We start from the raw sequence: 17,759 nt of genomic DNA on the forward strand, positions 1-17,759 counted from the left end.
AAGCAAATGTTAGTAGATGATGGATTTTCGGTATTAGATACAGATTGCGGTATTATTGGTGAGCGTAAGGCTGTCAATGAGGTGAAGGTTGTGAAGGTGCCTATCGGACAGATTTTCCCTAACCCTTATCAGCCGCGCAAAAGCTTTGACGAGGCAGCCTTAGAGGAGCTTTCTGCTTCCATCGCTCAATATGGCGTGCTGCAGCCTCTTTTAGTATCCCCGACGGAGGACGGTCGTTATCTGCTGATTGCCGGTGAGCGACGCCTGCGTGCTTCCCGTATGGCGAAGCTGACAGAGGTACCGGTGATTATCAGCGATTACACTACGCAGCAGATTGCAGAGATTGCGCTGATTGAAAACCTACAGCGTGAGGACCTGCACTTTTTGGAGGAGGCTGAAGGCTACGAACAGCTGATGGAGCAGTTCCATCTGACGCAGGAGGCAATGGCTGCGCGTGTAGGCAAGAAGCAGTCCACTATCGCTAACAAGCTGCGTTTGCTGCGCCTGTCGCCTGCTGTACGCAAGGTGCTGGTTGATGCCGGTCTGAGCGAGCGTCATGCCCGCGCCCTGCTGAAGCTGGATGATGATACCAGGCGTCTGGAAGCGCTGGAGGTTATTGTGGCCAAGAATTACAGCGTGCGCCAGACTGAAGAATATATCAGTAAGCTGCTTGATGACAAGCAGCAGGAAAAACGCCGTCGCATGGTGATTGTCAACGATGTCCGCATCTACCTGAACAGTATTAAGCAGGTTGTCAACGCTATTAAGGACGTTGGTATTCCCGTTAACATGGAGCAGACTGTAGAGGGCGATGAGGTTATCGTCAGTGTCCGCATCAAGAACCAGAAGAAGCCGAAGGGTGGCAACAGCAAGCCCTTGTTCTAAAAGTAAATAGGCAGGAAGCTTTCCTGTAGAAACGTTAAAAGCAGAGAGACTTGTTTCACGTGAAACAAGTCTCTCTGCTTTTTTTGCGAAAGGAGTTATGTTGTTATGTACTGGCATCAGCCAGTATTTTACCAGAATTTGAGCATTTGGAAGAGGCTCTTTTTGAAGCCTTTTTCCGGCGGGATTACCTCATGCAGAAATTTGGGCTTTACGTAACGCACAATCATCGGCGGTGTGCGCAGCGTTGTTTCTGCAAAGCGCGGCAGCTTGCTGTTGGCGGGAAGCTGCAGGCTGCGTACCTTGTCCTTGCTGTTGACGAAGCGGGCGCTGGCAGCGCCAGTCTGGCCGTTGACTACGATAACGAAGCGCTCGCCGGAGCTGTTGTCGGTATAGTCAACATAATAAATCGGCAGCATGATGTCAGCAGAATGCTTGCGGATATTGCGTGCCCATTTTTCAATCTTAACATCCTTTAAGCCGTAATTTTCGCAGAGCTTATTGCAAAGCTGCTCATTAATCATGCGGTCAAGATATTTTTGCACCGGGAAAAGGTTGCTGCGGGTGGTGATATGCACGTCGCCCTCCAAAAATACCGGGTCGAAGGGGGCGAATTCATCAAAGTTCCAGGGAGCAACCATATCGACGGCGTTTTCGTCAAAGACATAGGTTTGCGGATATACCCAGTTCAAAACCTCCTGATAAATTTCGCAGTCACCCTTGTTGCTGGAGATTTGCGCCTTGACGCGCAGGTCCGCAAGTGTATAGGGAGTATAAAAGGCGGTAAATTTTTCCTTGATGGCCTTTTCCGCACCCTTGAAGGACATAGGCTCACGCTTCATCAGCAGCTGTGCTCTGCCAAAGGCCTGCTCCTTAGTGAGCTTGAAGGGCAGGGCGATGGAGGGGTAGCTGCGGGAGCCTGCGCCGATGAGCTGGTCCTTGTTGTAGCCGCCGGCCTTTAGTTCTTCCTGCGTCAGACGGTGACCGCAGTATTCGCAGGTAAAAATAGTCTGCGTGGATTCGCCGGTAACATCGGCGCCGCAGAGCGGGCAGGGCAGCTTGATGGTGTGGCTTTCTTTGTAAGTCTTGGTGCTGAGGGCGCTGAAAACGCCCAGCTTGTCTTCAATGCTTTGGGTATCGTTTTTGAGCATTTCGGGCAAAGGCTCCATAAAGTATACGTGGCCCAGCTTTACCAGACCGTTGACAACTTCTACCGGCTTATGGCGGTATTTGATTTCGGTATCAAGAATATTTTCGCTGTTCGGCCAAGGCTCCTTGCTGCCGCAGAAGGAGCAGATGAAGCTGGTGCTGCCAGCGTCGGAATACATGGTGCCGCCGCATTTTTCGCATTGTATAGCACAACATTCGTCGTTTTCTTTAAACATAGGAACATCTCCCTTCTTTATCTTACTTTCATTATAGCGCAAAAAGAGTATCAGCGCCCCACCCGAAAGGGGATTTTTGGGTAGGATGGGGAGAAAATATTAAAGGCAAGGCATAATAGTGCAAAAACTCAGATAGCTTCTAAAGAAATTGAGCAAAGAAAAATTGTGCGGCTTTTTACGACCGCACAATTTTTATTGTTTACTAAAAACGCGAGATGCTTTGTGTGTTGAAAGGACTAACTTGTCAGAAGGTCCAGCGCATGCCTACGTTCCACTGCCACGGTGTCTTGTAGTCGCCGCCGAAGGCTTTGGCAACATCTGCATACAGGTAGCTGTTATCCTTGGTCTTGAGATTGAAGCCAATGCCTGCCTCGTACCAGGTGTCACCAAAATCGTTGCTGTAGGTAGTAGATACGCCATTATAGCTCAGGCGGGTGTCAGCGCTGCCGCCGAAGTCATGCAGTACAGAAGCTCTGGCGTAAACGTTGCCCTTGTCGCCCAGCTTGCTGCCAAGCTCGAAGCCTAGACGGCCAATGGTGCTGCTCTGGCTATCTTGACTGATAGCAATGCCGTTGGCGGTAGTGTAATCCTTACCGGCAATACGCAGCCAGGAAAGCTGTGCCTGCGGGGTGAAGTAGGCCTTATCGCCCATAGCGATTTCTCTGCCGTATTCAGCACTGATGCTGCTGCCCCAGGTTTTGTAGTGACCATGGGTGAAGCCAATCGGTGCATAGATATCGTAATCATTGCTCAGACGACCTTCCTTCAGTACGATGTCTGCATAATGTCCCTTGTTGCCCAGCCAGGTGCCGTACAGAGTAAGTGCTAAGCTACGGTTTTTCGCTGTTGCGTCGCCATAGCTGGTTTTACCGCTGTTGCGGCTGATAGCAGCGCCGTAATGCCAATCGCCGCCAGCTTTATCATAGCCCAGCTGGAAGAAATTATTCTGGTTCTTGGCATTGTCATATTTAAATTCGCCGCGGTTCAGGCGAACCCAGAAGCCTTGGTCGCCTTCGCCCTGACGCAAATCGCCTAAACGCTTGCTGAGAGTAGCGTCCTCTTGTCTCCAGGACAGTGCTGCAGCGTTTTGCATATGGCTGATAGCATCCACAGTAGTGCTTTGGGCAATTTTTACATTGGCGATTGCGTTGCCGTCAATATGATTGATGGTATCTGCTTGCATCTGGCCGATGAGCAGACCTTCGTTTACCTGAACGTCAAATTTTGCTGCACTGTCATCGTGAATCTTCAGGCTGTTTTTAACGAGGCCTTCTAAGCCGTCTGCGTCCTTAACGTTATCAGCATTGATGCCTGCATAGGAGGTATGTACTGTGGTAGCATCGGTGTCAGCGTTGTTTACGCAGAAGTAGCCGGTCTTGAGGTTGGCATCAGCTTCCAACGTCAGCTTGCCGCTGGTGCCCTTCAGGTGCAGAACGTCAATGTTCTGCGCCTCTTCTTTGGTCATGGTGATGTTACCATCATTCAAGGTGAGGTTTTCCAGATAGCTGTAGCCGTTGCCGTACTCGCCTATAGCATGCCAGGTAGCTTTGTTGGCGAGTGTGAGGTTAATGGTACCATCATCATCCGTATCTTGACGAGAACCGCTTTGGTCGAGATTGCCTGTAATACTGGAAGCATCAGTGTTCAGGTTGAGGTTAACGATGGCGGTGTTGGCTGCGTGTACGTCGCCAACGATTACAACATCGTTAGTTGTACCTTGGTTGATGTTGACAATAGTGTCGGTATGCCAAGTCGGATCCGGATCCTCGCCGTAAGCATTGATAGCGTTGAATGTTCTATTGTTCGCGTTGTTGACACCGGTGATGCTGCCGCCAGACATGTTGAGAACGGCACCATCCTCAACAAATAATACATTGACAGTACCACCATCACTATTGTTTTCAGCTCTGATATCTGTAATGCCAAGGTTGACCTCGGAATATAACCCTGCGCGTACACCAACGGCCATAACCGAACCATCGCCGCTGCTTTCAGCGCGAATAGTGCTGTTGTCACCGAGAGTAATGGTGGAGCTGTGAATAGCATTGAGTCCATAGCTGTAGCTTGGTTCATCAGGATTCGTAGAAATGCCTTTTACGTTAATATGCGTTTCTCCGGCGTTGATTTCGGAGTTGCCTGCGGCAAAGATGCCGTTAGTGCGGGCTAAATCTTCAGCTGTAGCTTCGGTAGCAATTGTCAGCTTGCCAAAGTTCATTTTGGCTTGGTCTTGGGCTTCAATACCTGCTGCCCAGGCATAATAGCCATTTTTAGAAACAGCCTTGATATTTGTATTGCCGGTTACGGTCAGAGTATGCTCACTGTCTTCATCATCAAGATCGCGGCCCATGAAAATACCATCAGCAATACTTTCCGGCTTGCCGTCGGCAGTAATGTCGATATTGAGGTTTTCCATCTTGATATTGGCAGCATAAGTTTCAATGCCGGAAATATAGATTTTATCTTCATCTGCTTCACCTGTAGACTGACCGGTAATATGAACATCCTTGGCGGTGAGCTTGCAGGGATTGTCATAGTTAGAGGTTGCTGTAAAAATACCATTGGTGTAACTATCCTTAACATCAAGCTGCAGGTTCAACGGTGTAGTAAATTTTAAATGCGTTCCTTCGTCCCCAATCCAAACAGCAGGGCCGGGGTTAGTCCATTTTACTACGTCGCCTTCAGCAAAGGTATAAGTGGATTCCATACCAACTGTAGTGCGGATGCCATGAGCAGCATAAGCATCACTTGCACCGTTAATCTGGTCAGTATACTCCTGCGCAGAAATGATGGATGGTTGTGCCCCCCCGATGTACAGCGCAAGCATTATAGCTGTTGTTAGGGTTCTGGATATTAATTTTTTGCGTTGCATAAACAAGACCACCTTTCTTTAAATCGGCCAACATAAAGAAAACTTTAAGAATATTACAATAATTAATCAGCCGATTCTTTTCTACATCTGCATTATATATCAGGCAACAGAAAAACACCCCACCCCAAATGGCAATTTCGGGTAGGATGCAATGAAAAATTTTAAACTTTGCGAAAAATTTTGAAGTTTTCCTCCCATCCTACCCCAAATCACTCTTTCGGGTAGGGACAAAGCTGCGTTGATACGCTATGCTATAAGCAGAAGAGTAGCAAAAGGTGGTGAGCAGCATGCGCAAACAAAAAAGTAATAAGCTGAGAATTATTCACCTGCTGTTATTGGCAGCGCTCCTGCTGCTGACAGCAAAGCTGATTTATGCCCAGGTGCGGGGAGGCGATAGCATGGGACGTATAGAATGGACGGGTATGCAATTATACAGAAACGGCTCGAATTATGATTATAGCTATAATTATGCGCTGCGTTTGGACGCTAAAAGCGGGCAGATGCTTTATGACTGCAGTTTTAAGGCTCCGGTAAATCTCAATGACGAAATCTGGCGCTGCGAGCTGGAGAGCGTCCCTGTGACGCGCGAGGAGCTGGCGCCTCTTGATGCGCTTATCCAAGGACTGCCGCTGGTACCGCCCAAGGAACCTGAGCCGGTTGATGAGGATTTGCTTGTCTGTGATGAAACTAATGAAATTTTTGATGTGCGTATTGCCAATTATAAGGATAGAAGCGTCAAAAAGCTGACGGCGCCTTTGAGCGGGGAGCAAAGAGAGGAGCTGCAAAAGCAGTTTCTGCAGCTTTACCTGAAGGCTAAGGACAGAGCGCCGATTCACAGATAAGAGTAATGAGGCGGTGAGCAGTATGTACAGCAAATTGTGGAAAATCGGCAAAATGCTGCTGGTGGTACTTGTACTGCTGACAGCTAATATAGGTTGTGCGCCGGTAAAAGGAGAAGATAAGATGACAAACGTAGAATGGTCTGCCTTTTATATGAACCGGAACCATCAGTTCCGCACTCTGTGCTACCGCTTTGAGGTTAACTATGATCCCTTTAAGGAAGGGCAGGCTACCTTCAGCTGCTTTTTTGTCGATAAAAAGGGCGATAATTGCCTGCTGTCATCAGCTAAGGTGACAAGTGAGGATCTGGCAGAGCTGGATGCTTTTATCCAGAAGCTGCCGCTCGCAGAGCAGGAGCAAAAGCAGAAGCAGACGGATATGCTGTTTGCGCACGATGCGACAACAAAGGAGTTTTATATTACTCTTGGCAGCTATAAAAATAAGAACAGACGCAAGGTAAAGCCGCAGCTAAGCAGTATGCAGCAGGATAAAGCATTGGATATTTTGAAGAGGTTGTATGCTGAGGTGAGCAAGCGAGAGGGGAAATAGCGCCAGATGCTTTGAGTTTAGAGAACCGCCGTGAGGCGGTTCTTTTTACGTGTGCAGTTTTCAATATTGCCAAATCACTGAACGAATTACGTCCAAATGACCTAATAAATCGCGTCCAAATGACCTAATAAATCGCGTCCAAATGACCTAACAAATCACGTCCAAATCACTGAAAAGACTTGCAAAGCCCCATGAAAACTGAGTTTCCTAAAAATATCCCTGTAACAGCGTTCAAAACACCTTACTCAGTGTACTTTACCTGCTAAATGTGTTATAATAAAACAGGTTATTTGTAAAAATAAAACGAGTTTTTATAGGATGGTGAAAAAATGAAAGTTTCTGCTGAAGACGTAAAGCATATCGCACAGCTTTCCCGTTTGACTGTTCCTGCTTCCGAAATGGAAGTGTTCACCGAGCAGTTCAACCAGATTCTTAACTATGCCGACATTCTTGAAAAAATTGATACCGCTGGTATTGAACCTACCCCGTACGTACTGCCGGTAAGCAACGTACTGCGTGAGGACGTTGTCAAAGAAGGCGTATCCCACGAGGAAGCATTGAAGAACGCTCCTGCTGTTCACAATGACGGCTTTAAGGTACCGCGCGTAATCGAATAAGAAGGAGGCAAACGCTGTGGATTTGTATAAACTTACTGCGCACGAGCTGCATGAAAAGCTCGTCAACAAAGAAGTAAGCTCCGTCGAATTAACTAACGCTGTTATTGCGCGTGTCGACGCAGTTGAAGACCAGGTTAACGCTTACGTAACCCTGGATAAAGAAAACGCTCTGGCACAGGCTGCTAAGGTTGATGCCAAAATTGCTGCAGGCGAGAAAATCGCTCCGCTGGCAGGTATTCCTGGCGCAATCAAAGATAATATTTCTACCAAAGGTCTGCGCACTACCTGTTCTTCCAAAATGCTGGAGAACTTCATTCCTGTATATGACGCACATGTTATCAAAAACCTGCGCGCTGACGAAACCATTTTCCTGGGCAAAACCAACCTGGATGAATTTGCTATGGGCTCTACCACCAAGACCTCTCATTTTGGTGTAACCCATAACCCCTGGAACCTGGACCGCGTTCCTGGCGGCTCCTCCGGCGGTAGTGCTGCTGCTATCGCTGCAGGCGAAGCAATCTGGACTCTGGGCTCCGATACCGGCGGTTCTATCCGCCAACCGGCATCCTTCAACGGCTGCGTTGGTATTAAACCGACCTATGGCCGCGTATCCCGTTATGGCTGCGTAGCATTCGCATCCTCTCTGGATCAGATCGGACCTATCACCAAAGACGTAACCGACGCTGCTCTGGTACTCAACAGCATCTGCGGTAAGGACGAGATGGACTCCACCTCCCTGAACGTAGAGGTTCCAGACTTCACCAAAGCACTGGTAAATGACGTTAAAGGCCTGCGCATCGGTCTGCCGAAGGAATATTTCGGTGAAGGCGTTGATGCTAAGGTTAAGGCTGAAATCATGAAGGCCGTTGAAAAATATAAAGAGCTGGGCGCTGAAATCGTTGAGGTTTCCCTGCCGCATACCGAATATGCTGTAATCACCTATTATATCATTGCTCCGGCTGAAGCTTCCGCTAACCTGGCACGCTTCGACGGCGTTCGCTACGGTTACCGCAATGTTGATGCAACCTCCGCTCCGGAAATGACCACCATGAGCCGTACCGAAGGCTTCGGTCAGGAAGTACGCCGCCGCATTATGCTGGGCACCTACGTACTGAGCAGCGGTTACTATGACGCATACTACAACAAGGCTATGCAGGTTCGTACCCTCATCCGCCGCGACTTTGAAGCTGCGTTTGAAAAATGCGACGTACTGCTGACCCCGACCTCTCCGGTTCCTGCTTACGGCATCAACGACAAGATGGATCCGCTGACCATGTACATGCTGGACGTAACCACTATTCCGGTAAATATGGCTGGTCTGCCGGGTATTTCCATTCCTTGCGGCTTTGCTGATGACGGCATGCCTATCGGTATGCAGCTGATCGGCAAGGTTCTGGACGAAGCAACCATTCTGCGTGCTGCTTATACCTTTGAACAGGCAACCGAATATCATAAAGTATTCGCACCGCTGGGAGGTAACAAATAATGACTAAATATATTACCGTTATCGGCCTGGAAGTTCATGCCGAGCTGAAAACCAAAACTAAAGCATTCTGCAGCTGCTCCACTGCCTTCGGCAGCCTGCCCAACACCCACGTATGCCCGGTTTGCCTGGGTATGCCCGGTGCACTGCCTGTGCTGAACAAGCAGGTTGTTGATTTCGCTATCAAGGCTGGCCTGGCGCTGAACTGCGATATCCAGAAATACAACAAATTTGACCGTAAAAACTACTTCTATCCTGACCTGTCCAAGAACTATCAGATTTCCCAATTTGATAAACCTATCTGCCTGGGCGGCCATATCGACATCGTTGTTGACGGCGAGCATAAACGCATCGGCGTTACCCGTATCCACATGGAAGAGGATGCAGGCAAGCTGAACCACAGCGGCGCCACCATCAGCACCTCCGACTCCTCCGCAGTTGACTACAACCGTGCAGGCGTACCGCTGATTGAGATTGTATCTGAGCCGGATATGCGTAGTGCTGCTGAAGCTCGTGCTTACATGGAAAACCTGAAAGCAATTCTGGAATATACCGATGTTTGCGACTGCAAAATGCAGGAAGGCAGCCTGCGCTGCGACGCTAACATTTCCATCATGCCTGAAGGCGCTAAGGAATTCGGTACCCGTGCCGAAATTAAAAACCTGAACTCCTTCCGTGCTCTGGAGCGTGCTATCAACTACGAAGTTGAGCGCCAAAAAGAGGTTCTGGAGGATGGCGGCCACGTTGTTCAGGAAACCCGTACCTGGGACGAAGCTAACGGTGTAACCCTGTCCATGCGTTCTAAGGAAGAAGCACATGACTATCGTTACTTCCCTGAGCCTGACCTCGTTCCGGTACAGCTGGACGATGCCTGGATTGAGCGTATCCGCGAAACTCTGCCGGAGCTGCCGGCTCAACGTCAGGCACGCCTGATGAGCGAGCATGGTCTGCCGGAATATGATGCTTCCCAGATCGTTTCCACTAAGGCTATGGCTGAATACTTTGATGAAGCAGTTAAGACCGCTAAGGACAGCAAGGCAGTTTCCAACTGGCTGCTGGGCGATGTATCTGCTTACATGAACAATGAAGGCATTACCATTGCTGATTTCAAGGTAACCCCTGCACACCTGGCAGAGCTGGTTAACCTGATTAAAGACGGCGTGCTGTCCAGCAAGCTGGCTAAAAAGGTCTTTGCGGAAATGCTCAAAGAGGATGAGGCTCCGAAGGCTCTCGTTAAGAAGCTTGGTCTGGAGCAGGTTAGTGATGAAGGCGCTATCCTCAAGCTGGTTGAAGAAACCATCGCTGAGAACCCGCAATCCGTTGCTGACTACAAGGCTGGTAAAGATAAGGCTATCGGCTTCCTCGTTGGCCAGATTATGAAAAAATCTCGCGGCAAGGCTAACCCGGGCATGGTTACTAAGATGCTTAAGGAAAAAATGCAATAAGGCATACATAGCCTGGCAATATCTGCGTGTATTAAAAGCATAAAAATCAGCACCTCGCTTTGACGTAAATTTTACGTTTGAGCGAGGTGCTTTTTACTGCTCAATATTAATTTATTGATTGTTGTTGCGAAACAATTTCCAGTAAAATAAAAGTGTACGGTAATTATGTTCGTGGTCTATACCAATGACAAAGAAGTTTAAGGTGATTTCACTCTGACCGGCTACGCATATACTGATCCTTTCGTGATTATCATGGTTGATGCAAATAATTGGTTTATAAGCTTCAATTTTTTCGATTTGTTTCCAGGATATTGTTCGTGGTATCTTTAGCGGCTCAAGAAAGCTCCATCTGATTTTATAATTTTGCTGCAAGCCGTTTTTATCAATACTAACAATAGGCGTATGCTTTTTTATGGACATTTTAGCAAAATACATATGACGGATATAACAGATTGTTAAACCGGCACCTATTAAAAAGTGAGGAACAGCAAAAAATATGCCATAGTATAAAAAATAAATGGCAATAAACATGAATATCGTAGCAAATATCAGGTTGAAATAATCGCTTAAATTACAATTGTAGAAGTAACTTTGACGAAAATCGCTCTGTAAAAAATATTTACTGTCATTATAATTATGCTTAAGGATAAATGCGTTGGCTGTTGCTTCTTCATTGGCATTACGGCTTTTGGTAACAACTATAAAACTATCGCCTTGAGCAGCAGTGTTTATTATGCGTAAATCGTAGGCTGCTTGCATGAAAATTTGTCTGAAGCTGTTAAAGGTTTCGATGCTGTCAACATGGACAGGGTTTATAGCAAAGCAAATTTTTTCAGGTGTAATGCCACCTCTTTGCATTGAATTTACAAAATTTTGGATGTCTGTGGTATTGTTGGCAACAATAATGTCATGGCGAATGAAAAGTTTGTTGTCTTCGCCAAGTATAACGATGATGCTTTGTGTTTCTTCTATTTTTATACCGCCGTAGAGCATGAGGGCACCTTCTTTGCTTTAGATGATATAAGTATAGCATTTCTTTATAGTGATATAAAGTTACCTATAAGATATACAGACAAATTTTTTTGCATATAAAAATCTGCCCGGCTTAATTTTTTAAGGCTCCCCGTCTGAACGGCACGTTCAGGAGGGGAGCCTTTTTATCTTTAGCTTACTGATTAAATCTGATAGACTTGGCAGATTTTACTACTGCAGCCTTCTGTCGTTTGGCATCATCAAACGGATATTGATAGTCAAAGGAAATAAATTTACCATCCCTTACGAAGATATAATCCATCTCCGTGGAATTGGATAAATCAAAGCTTACATTCAAGCAATTTTCACCGCCAATAGTGATAAATTGAGCTTTGATATTTTCAAGCTTGTATTTAGGATTTTCTTTTTGCCTTGCTTCTACTTTCTTTTGTATGCGTGCAGCTTCTTTAGCAGCAAGTATTTCTTTATCTTTATCGCTAAGGTTAGCAAAAGAATTAGGATAAAAGCTTAACTCTGCTTTATCAGTAATGTTTACAATCATGGGGCTGACGAAAAAATAACCATTAGAATAGGCGAATGTGTGATGGGGATCATTTTTTATAGGCATTAGTATACAGTTAGCTGGCGTAGTAAAGGATGCAGGATAATCTTTTAGAGTTTTTGTGGTAAAAGGACGTCTGTAAATATCATCGCTTAGAGGAGTAATTTTAACGGATTGGATTATTTTAGGGAGAAATAATTTTTCGTCAATAGGATAGATAAATCTATTTCCCACGTAGCTAAATTTATAAATACCATTTGGTGTAATGATTATGTAATCATCAAAAATAGCTAGTTCTTTCTCAGGTAAGTAGTATGAAAAACGCATTGCCGGGTATTTGGCAATAGAGAGCAGTTCTTTGAGCAGAATCTTATAGCCTTTCTCTTCCAGGTCAGCTAGCTTTTTGTAAAAAAACTTGGTGTTCAGCGTGTTTAAATCTTTATCTTTAAGGATAAACGGGCGACAATCAACGAGAAAAACTCTTCCATCGCCGCGAAAAGAGTATAGGATATTCTTGTTTTTACTTTGATATTCTTTGTAATCTTTTTCAGGCACTGCAAAACTGAAGCCATATTCTTCGTTTTTATAATGCTGCATACTGATATTCGTCTTATCAGGATTAATGTGGTATAGGTCTAAAATTTGTATCTTTTCTTTTTCGGTAGCAGATTCTTCTGCTTGGACGGTACTATTTAGAGCAACACAGGCCAAAAGAGCTGCGGCTAAAAATTTTTTAAGCATGGTTAAGACCTCCTTGGATATTCCTGACTAAAGTATAGCATTTCTTTATAGTGATATAAAGCTACCTATAGGATATAAAGACAATTTTTTGGCATATAAAAATCTGCCCGGCTTAAATTTTTAAGGCTCCCCGTCTGAACGGCAACGTTCAGGAGGGGAGCATTTTTAGATGCTACCTTGCTTACTGCTGCAGAAATTTCAACAACTTCATTAGTGATATGTTATAATTTATATAACAGTTTGTTACAAGGATGGTGAGCAACGTGAATTATCAAATTGAAGATGTTTTTAGTCCGCGTTCTTTTCCTCAAAATACATATATTTCCCGTAAGCTTGATGATGAAGAAACTGTTGATGACAGATTAAGACGTGCTTTGGCGATGAAGGGAAACCTGATTTTTGTTTCCGGTGCGTCTAAATCCGGCAAAACAGTGCTTTGCCATAAGGCCATAGCTGCTGAAAGCTACATTGCACTCAGCGGTAACCAAATAAGCACTAAAGCCGATTTTTGGAACCATATTGCGGAGCAGCTGCCGCTGTCAGACGCAGTTGTAACGACAACCGGCGGGCAGGATACTGCTGCTAAAACAGGCCAGGCGCAATTTGCTGTTAATTTTGGTGTAGCTAATATGGGAGTAAGCATCAATAAAACCAGCGGTGCTACCTTTAATCAGCAGCTGGCAATGACCAACAACAGAACAGAGCGCCAGATAATCCAGTATCTGATTGATAATGATAAGGTATTGGTAATCGACGATTTTCATTATGTAGCGCGAGAGATGCAGATGTATATTGCACGTACCTTGAAAACAGAGCTTTTTAACGGTTTGAAGGCGGTAATCATTTCCTTACCGCATCGAAGTGATGAAGCAATTATCTGCAATCCTGATTTAATCGGCAGAACTACCTCGATTGAAATTTTGCCGTGGACTGCAGCCGAGCTAAAGGCTATTGCTGTCAAGGGCTTTAAGCTGTTGGGCATGCCGATAGGCGAGGCCGAAGAAAATCTTTTGGCGCAGGAAAGCATTACTTCGCCACAGCTGATGCAGGAAAATTGCTTTCAGCTGGCCTTTGCAGCAATGCAGAAAAAACAGCCTATCAGCCGGGAGCTGGTGCATTTTGCCTTTAAGCAGACAGCACGAAATTACGCACATTATGAGCGCCTGGTCAAGGCGATTGTGCAGGGACCTGTGCAGGGAATTGGCAGACGTAAGCTTTATGCGCTGGAGCAGGGCAGTGTAGATATTTATCATTTGCTGTTGTTGGCGTTTAAGGCGGATCCGCCTGTTACCGAGCTGAGTATGGTTACCTTGAAGGAGAGAATCAAAGGCTTATTGCTTAGCAAAGAGCTGCTTTCCAGTACGATTATTTCTGCAACCATCAACAAAATTATTAAAATTGTTGAAGCGACAATGCCTGACCTGGATGCGCTGGAATATAAAGCGCAGTGTCTGTATATTTTAGATCCGTTTTTGTTGTTTTATTTGAGGTGGAAGTAGCTTGCGCAAACGCTGTATAATATTCTTGTAAAGCAAATGAGGAGGTTTTTGTTATGACTATGAAAAAAATCAACGCCTTTGAACAAGGCGAAGCAATTTTAAAAACTCTGTCTAAGGGTGCCTTTCTTACTACTGCTGCCGACGGCAAGCAGAACACAATGACAATCGGCTGGGGTAGTCTGGGCTTTAAGTGGGGCCTGCCGACCTTCACTGTTATGGTGCGCCAAAGCCGTTATACCAAGGAGCTGATTGACGCTAATCCGGAATTTACCGTCAGCTTCCCGGTAAAAGAAGGCTTTGCGCCGGCACTTGCTCTGTGCGGCAGCAAGTCCGGCCGTGATTTGGACAAGTTTGCAGCAGCAGGCCTGACTACGGAAGCAGGCGAGACCGTCAGCGTTCCTGTTATCAAGGGCTGCGGCCTGCATCTGGAATGCAAAATCGTGGAGCATTACACCATGACTGAGGATAAGTTCGACAAGGAGCTGGGCGAAAAATGGTATGCCAATAAGGATTGGCACACCTGCTACACCGGTATCATTACTGCCGCTTATGTAGAGGAATAACAGGAACATACATGTTACAAACGCAAAAGCAGCTGCCGCATGCGGCAGCTGCTTTTACTATGCACGTCAACGTGCGTTGCCGCGCAAAAAGTGGTCGGTAATTATTCTTGCTGCTTCCTCGTCCGTCATATCAGCAGCAATATCATCACTTTGGTTAAAGATGCTCATAGCTACACCAAAGAAAACAAATTTGGTGGTAATCTCTGGTACAGTATCCTCTTTCAGTAGATTGTCCTGCATCGCTTTCGTAATAAGCTGAGCTAAAATATCATATTCATCATGCAGGATTTTGTGGTAACGCAGGATGCGTTCGCTCGTTTCCTCGCTCACTTTCACAGAGTTGTAGCGTGGGATAACCTTAAAATCGTCACCGTCAGGCTCAACTCTGCAGCCATTGGTGCCACCGAGCATTTCAAAGCAGATAATCTGCCACAGAGTACTGTTGGCAACATAAAAATGCACCATTACCTCAAAATATTTTTTGAGCTTGTCCTCAAAGCTGTCGACACTGTTGACAGCTTGGTGCAGCTTTTCTAAAAAGGGGGCATTTTTATCAGCAACCAGCTTGTAGAAAAGGTGCTCCTTATTACCGAAATATTTATAGACAGTTCCTTTGCCTACATCTGCCAGGGCGATTATTTCATCAAGTGTAGCCTTTTCATAGCCATGCTGCGAAAAAACCTCTTCCGCTGCCTGCAAAATTCTTATATCCTTAGGTAATGACGCGTCTATTGCCACTATGAAACCTCCAATTATCCTAAATAGGAAATTTTTTCGTACATTTATTACATTAATTATACCTTTTTATGCGGATAATTGCTAGTGATGTTTACTTGTTTTATCATTAGGAATGCTACTTTTCCCGGAAAAATAAAAAACCCGCTCGCCGCGGGCGTTTTTATTTCGCGTAACTGCTGTCCGGCCCCTCAGCCGTCAGTGCTTTGTGCTTTTAGCATTTCCAAAAGTCCCCTCAATTGGCCGCTTCCACGAACCACCTTGTCTGTTTTTACGGTGGCGATACGTTACGCGATTAAGCACTATTATATTTACGGATTCTCTTACACTAATATATAGTATGTGCAGTGCTCGGAGAAACAAAAAACAACAACGGAAATAGACAGCTTGCGCTGTTGCAACTCCGTTGTTGTTTATGGTGAAATTATACAACCAATGTCCATGGTTGTAAACAATTTTTTTGTAAAGAGCGTTAAATTTTTCCTGAGCCTGTTGCTACTGCAACAAAAGTTACAGTTTTAAAGCATTTTCAGAATTAAAAGTCAAACTTTTGACCTGTCAGCAGTTCATATGCTTCGATATATTTGCCGATGGTTTTGTCGATAACATCCTGCGGCAGCTCGTAGCCTGCATCCGGATTAGCGCTCAGCCAATCGCGGACAAACTGCTTGTCATAGGAGGGTTGGCTCTGACCAACCTTGTAGCCTTCCAGCGGCCAGAAGCGGGAGCAGTCCGGGGTAATCATTTCGTCACCCAGTACAACCTCGCCGTTCTCGTCCAGACCAAATTCAAATTTGGTATCAGCAATGATGATGCCGCGCTCCAGAGCATAGGCAGCGCATTTTTTGTAGATAGCGATAGTGTAGTCACGCAGCTTCAGAGCATATTCCTTGCCACGGCCCGGATACAGTTTTTCCAGGATTTCGATGCTTTGCTCTACGCTGATGTTTTCGTCATGGTCACCGATTTCAGCCTTGGTGCTGGGAGTGAAGATGGGCTCAGCCAGCTTTTGGGATTCCTGCAGGCCTTCGGGCAGCTTAATTCCGCAGATTTCGCCGGTTTTCTTGTAGCTTTCCCAGCCGCTGCCGGTGATGTAGCCGCGAACGATGCATTCGATAGGCAGCATGTTCAGCTTTTGGCATTTCATGCTGTTGCCGGTGAATTCGGGTTTCTGGAAGAATTCCGGCATATCTTTGGTATCAACGGAAATCATATGGTTAGGAACGATGTCTTTGGTCAGATCAAACCAGAATTTGGAGATCTGAGTCAGCACAGTGCCTTTTTTCACAATCATGTTTTTCAGAATATGGTCAAATGCGGAAATACGGTCAGTGGCAACCATAATAATGCTGTCACCAACATCATACATCTCACGGACCTTGCCGGATTTAAACGGTTTGTACTCTTGCATTTTAATGCCTCCTAAAAATTTCTCAACAAGTAAATGCAGGCTCAGTGCCGGAATTTCTTGTCAGTGTTAACTTTGTTATATTTTATGGTAATATCATAGCACAGTCAGAGGAAAAAGTCGAACATTTTTCATGTTTTAACAAATATTTTTCGGATTATTTCACGTCCTGCGGTAAAAGGCCGTCCAAACGCAGCATATCAGTGGTAACAAAAGGCTGGCCCAAAAGTCTTCCCGGAACGAAGCTGCCGTGGCAGTCACTGCCGCCGCTGATTAAGAGGCCGTGCTTTTTACAATGCTGCAACAGGCGCTGCGTGCCTTCTTCCGAATGGTTGGAGTGGTAGCACTCAAAGCCGTCGAATTTTTCCGTCCGCAGGATGTCGAGCACGCGCTCCAGGCCTGGCCCATGAAAGCCGCTGGCGGCATGCGCGCACAGCGCTGCGCCGCCGGCAGCGTGAATCTCTGCGATTACCTCGCTGATGGCAGGGAACTGCGGAAAGCCCAGGTCATGCTCCGGCGTAAAGATGCGCTTAAAGAAATCGCTCACACCGGTGCAAAGTCCCTTGTCAATCAAATAGGCGAGGGCACGCCAGCCACCGCGACGTCTGTCATATGTATAACGGGCAAATTCCGCCTCGTCAACAGGCCAGCCGTCGCGCGCCAGCAGGTGAATGCTGTCTACGTCCTTCTGCTCCAGCAATGCTTCGTTGTGCTGCATCAGCTCCAACAGCGGTTTATTATGGATATCAATGCCATAGCCCAGAATATGAAACGACAAATCCTCCTTGGTGGAGCAGATTTCCGCCGCCGGAAGCAGTGTGATGCCTGCTGCCAGCGCCAACTTCATCGCTTCCGCTACGTTGGCTACGCTGTCATGGTCAGTTACGGCAATCAGCCCCAGCTGCTGCTTTTGTGCTTCGGCAATCAGCTCCGCCGGTGTCCAGGTGCCGTCCGAGGCCGTAGTATGGATATGTAAATCAGCTCTTACTGACATGTAAGCAGCTCCCTTCTATTAAATTCTGCTGTAAAAAAGCAGAAACAGAGTAAAATTTTTATATTTATAGCATAGTTTATAATCATATGCATGTCAACTGCCGGTAAAGATATTCTCTCATTGCACAATAGTACGCAAAAATTTTTTCTGGACTGTGCACTTTTGTAACAAGCTTAACACTTACTTATATTTTAAGGGTAATAGTCCCTATTATG

Annotated in this window: 15 protein-coding genes; 8 read left to right on the forward strand and 7 right to left on the reverse strand. The window is 46.0% G+C overall.

The window, feature by feature from the left end; translation table 11 throughout:
- The first annotated feature begins 6 nt into the window (after positions 1 to 6).
- Entirely contained in the window at positions 7 to 885 is an 879-nt protein-coding gene (locus tag Q0G26_RS08600; RefSeq protein WP_293829884.1) for a ParB/RepB/Spo0J family partition protein, read from the forward strand.
- Between the two features lie 128 nt (positions 886 to 1,013).
- Here Q0G26_RS08600 and Q0G26_RS08605 read toward each other — a convergent pair whose 3' ends face one another.
- Positions 1,014 to 2,267, reverse strand: a complete 1,254-nt coding sequence (locus Q0G26_RS08605; RefSeq protein ID WP_293829886.1) for a hypothetical protein — start codon at positions 2,265 to 2,267, stop codon at positions 1,014 to 1,016.
- A gap of 244 nt (positions 2,268 to 2,511) precedes the next feature.
- Positions 2,512 to 5,136, reverse strand: coding sequence for an autotransporter outer membrane beta-barrel domain-containing protein (locus Q0G26_RS08610; protein ID WP_293829888.1), 2,625 nt, complete (start codon positions 5,134 to 5,136; stop codon positions 2,512 to 2,514).
- A gap of 287 nt (positions 5,137 to 5,423) precedes the next feature.
- Between Q0G26_RS08610 and Q0G26_RS08615 the strand changes: the two genes are divergently transcribed.
- The 5 genes from Q0G26_RS08615 to gatB all read left to right on the forward strand — a co-directional run bounded on the left by Q0G26_RS08615 (position 5,424) and on the right by gatB (position 10,070).
- Positions 5,424 to 5,978 (forward strand): hypothetical protein, encoded by a 555-nt coding sequence (locus Q0G26_RS08615; protein ID WP_293829890.1) that lies wholly within the window; start codon positions 5,424 to 5,426, stop codon positions 5,976 to 5,978.
- 22 nt (positions 5,979 to 6,000) lie between these two features.
- Positions 6,001 to 6,525 (forward strand): hypothetical protein, encoded by a 525-nt coding sequence (locus Q0G26_RS08620; RefSeq protein ID WP_293829892.1) that lies wholly within the window; start codon positions 6,001 to 6,003, stop codon positions 6,523 to 6,525.
- A gap of 329 nt (positions 6,526 to 6,854) precedes the next feature.
- On the forward strand, positions 6,855 to 7,142 hold the full coding sequence (gene gatC, locus Q0G26_RS08625) for an Asp-tRNA(Asn)/Glu-tRNA(Gln) amidotransferase subunit GatC (RefSeq protein ID WP_009145481.1): 288 nt from the start codon (positions 6,855 to 6,857) through the stop codon (positions 7,140 to 7,142).
- Positions 7,143 to 7,158: 16 nt separating this feature from the next.
- On the forward strand, positions 7,159 to 8,628 hold the full coding sequence (gatA, locus tag Q0G26_RS08630) for an Asp-tRNA(Asn)/Glu-tRNA(Gln) amidotransferase subunit GatA (RefSeq protein WP_293812491.1): 1,470 nt from the start codon (positions 7,159 to 7,161) through the stop codon (positions 8,626 to 8,628).
- Entirely contained in the window at positions 8,628 to 10,070 is a 1,443-nt protein-coding gene (gene gatB, locus Q0G26_RS08635; protein WP_009145483.1) for an Asp-tRNA(Asn)/Glu-tRNA(Gln) amidotransferase subunit GatB, read from the forward strand. Before gatA ends, gatB begins: the two co-directional genes overlap by 1 nt.
- A 111-nt stretch (positions 10,071 to 10,181) precedes the next feature.
- Here the strand turns inward: gatB and Q0G26_RS08640 are convergent, their stop codons facing one another.
- Both Q0G26_RS08640 and Q0G26_RS08645 read right to left on the reverse strand, forming a co-directional pair.
- Positions 10,182 to 11,063, reverse strand: coding sequence for a hypothetical protein (locus Q0G26_RS08640; protein WP_293829894.1), 882 nt, complete (start codon positions 11,061 to 11,063; stop codon positions 10,182 to 10,184).
- Positions 11,064 to 11,238: 175 nt separating this feature from the next.
- Entirely contained in the window at positions 11,239 to 12,345 is a 1,107-nt protein-coding gene (locus Q0G26_RS08645; RefSeq protein ID WP_293829896.1) for a hypothetical protein, read from the reverse strand.
- A gap of 263 nt (positions 12,346 to 12,608) precedes the next feature.
- Here Q0G26_RS08645 and Q0G26_RS08650 point away from each other — a divergent pair, with 263 nt between their 5' ends.
- Entirely contained in the window at positions 12,609 to 13,844 is a 1,236-nt protein-coding gene (locus Q0G26_RS08650) for a hypothetical protein (RefSeq protein WP_293829898.1), read from the forward strand.
- A gap of 53 nt (positions 13,845 to 13,897) precedes the next feature.
- Positions 13,898 to 14,407 carry a flavin reductase family protein gene (locus tag Q0G26_RS08655; RefSeq protein ID WP_293829899.1) on the forward strand — a complete coding sequence of 170 codons (510 nt, stop codon included), beginning with the start codon at positions 13,898 to 13,900 and terminating at the stop codon, positions 14,405 to 14,407.
- Positions 14,408 to 14,473: 66 nt separating this feature from the next.
- Here the strand turns inward: Q0G26_RS08655 and Q0G26_RS08660 are convergent, their stop codons facing one another.
- From Q0G26_RS08660 to Q0G26_RS08670, 3 genes are all read right to left on the reverse strand, one after another.
- Positions 14,474 to 15,145, reverse strand: a complete 672-nt coding sequence (locus Q0G26_RS08660) for a TetR/AcrR family transcriptional regulator (RefSeq protein ID WP_293829900.1) — start codon at positions 15,143 to 15,145, stop codon at positions 14,474 to 14,476.
- Positions 15,146 to 15,677: 532 nt separating this feature from the next.
- On the reverse strand, positions 15,678 to 16,553 hold the full coding sequence (locus Q0G26_RS08665; RefSeq protein WP_293829902.1) for a phosphoribosylaminoimidazolesuccinocarboxamide synthase: 876 nt from the start codon (positions 16,551 to 16,553) through the stop codon (positions 15,678 to 15,680).
- A 154-nt stretch (positions 16,554 to 16,707) separates the two neighbouring features.
- On the reverse strand, positions 16,708 to 17,544 hold the full coding sequence (locus tag Q0G26_RS08670) for a PHP domain-containing protein (protein WP_293829904.1): 837 nt from the start codon (positions 17,542 to 17,544) through the stop codon (positions 16,708 to 16,710).
- Positions 17,545 to 17,759: the final 215 nt, after the last annotated feature.

This window comes from uncultured Phascolarctobacterium sp., assembly GCF_934190775.1.
Taxonomy (GTDB): domain Bacteria; phylum Bacillota; class Negativicutes; order Acidaminococcales; family Acidaminococcaceae; genus Phascolarctobacterium_A.

What these genes read in the sequence shown, in the direction of transcription:
- Q0G26_RS08600 (WP_293829884.1), top strand. Translation starts at nt 7, where the DNA reads ATGTTAGTAGATGATGGATTTTCGGTATTAGATACAGATTGCGGTATT.
- Q0G26_RS08605 (WP_293829886.1), bottom strand. Translation starts at nt 2,267, where the DNA reads ATGTTTAAAGAAAACGACGAATGTTGTGCTATACAATGCGAAAAATGC.
- Q0G26_RS08610 (WP_293829888.1), bottom strand. Translation starts at nt 5,136, where the DNA reads ATGCAACGCAAAAAATTAATATCCAGAACCCTAACAACAGCTATAATG.
- Q0G26_RS08615 (WP_293829890.1), top strand. Translation starts at nt 5,424, where the DNA reads ATGCGCAAACAAAAAAGTAATAAGCTGAGAATTATTCACCTGCTGTTA.
- Q0G26_RS08620 (WP_293829892.1), top strand. Translation starts at nt 6,001, where the DNA reads ATGTACAGCAAATTGTGGAAAATCGGCAAAATGCTGCTGGTGGTACTT.
- gatC (WP_009145481.1), top strand. Translation starts at nt 6,855, where the DNA reads ATGAAAGTTTCTGCTGAAGACGTAAAGCATATCGCACAGCTTTCCCGT.
- gatB (WP_009145483.1), top strand. Translation starts at nt 8,628, where the DNA reads ATGACTAAATATATTACCGTTATCGGCCTGGAAGTTCATGCCGAGCTG.
- Q0G26_RS08640 (WP_293829894.1), bottom strand. Translation starts at nt 11,063, where the DNA reads ATGCTCTACGGCGGTATAAAAATAGAAGAAACACAAAGCATCATCGTT.
- Q0G26_RS08645 (WP_293829896.1), bottom strand. Translation starts at nt 12,345, where the DNA reads ATGCTTAAAAAATTTTTAGCCGCAGCTCTTTTGGCCTGTGTTGCTCTA.
- Q0G26_RS08655 (WP_293829899.1), top strand. Translation starts at nt 13,898, where the DNA reads ATGACTATGAAAAAAATCAACGCCTTTGAACAAGGCGAAGCAATTTTA.
- Q0G26_RS08665 (WP_293829902.1), bottom strand. Translation starts at nt 16,553, where the DNA reads ATGCAAGAGTACAAACCGTTTAAATCCGGCAAGGTCCGTGAGATGTAT.
- Q0G26_RS08670 (WP_293829904.1), bottom strand. Translation starts at nt 17,544, where the DNA reads ATGTCAGTAAGAGCTGATTTACATATCCATACTACGGCCTCGGACGGC.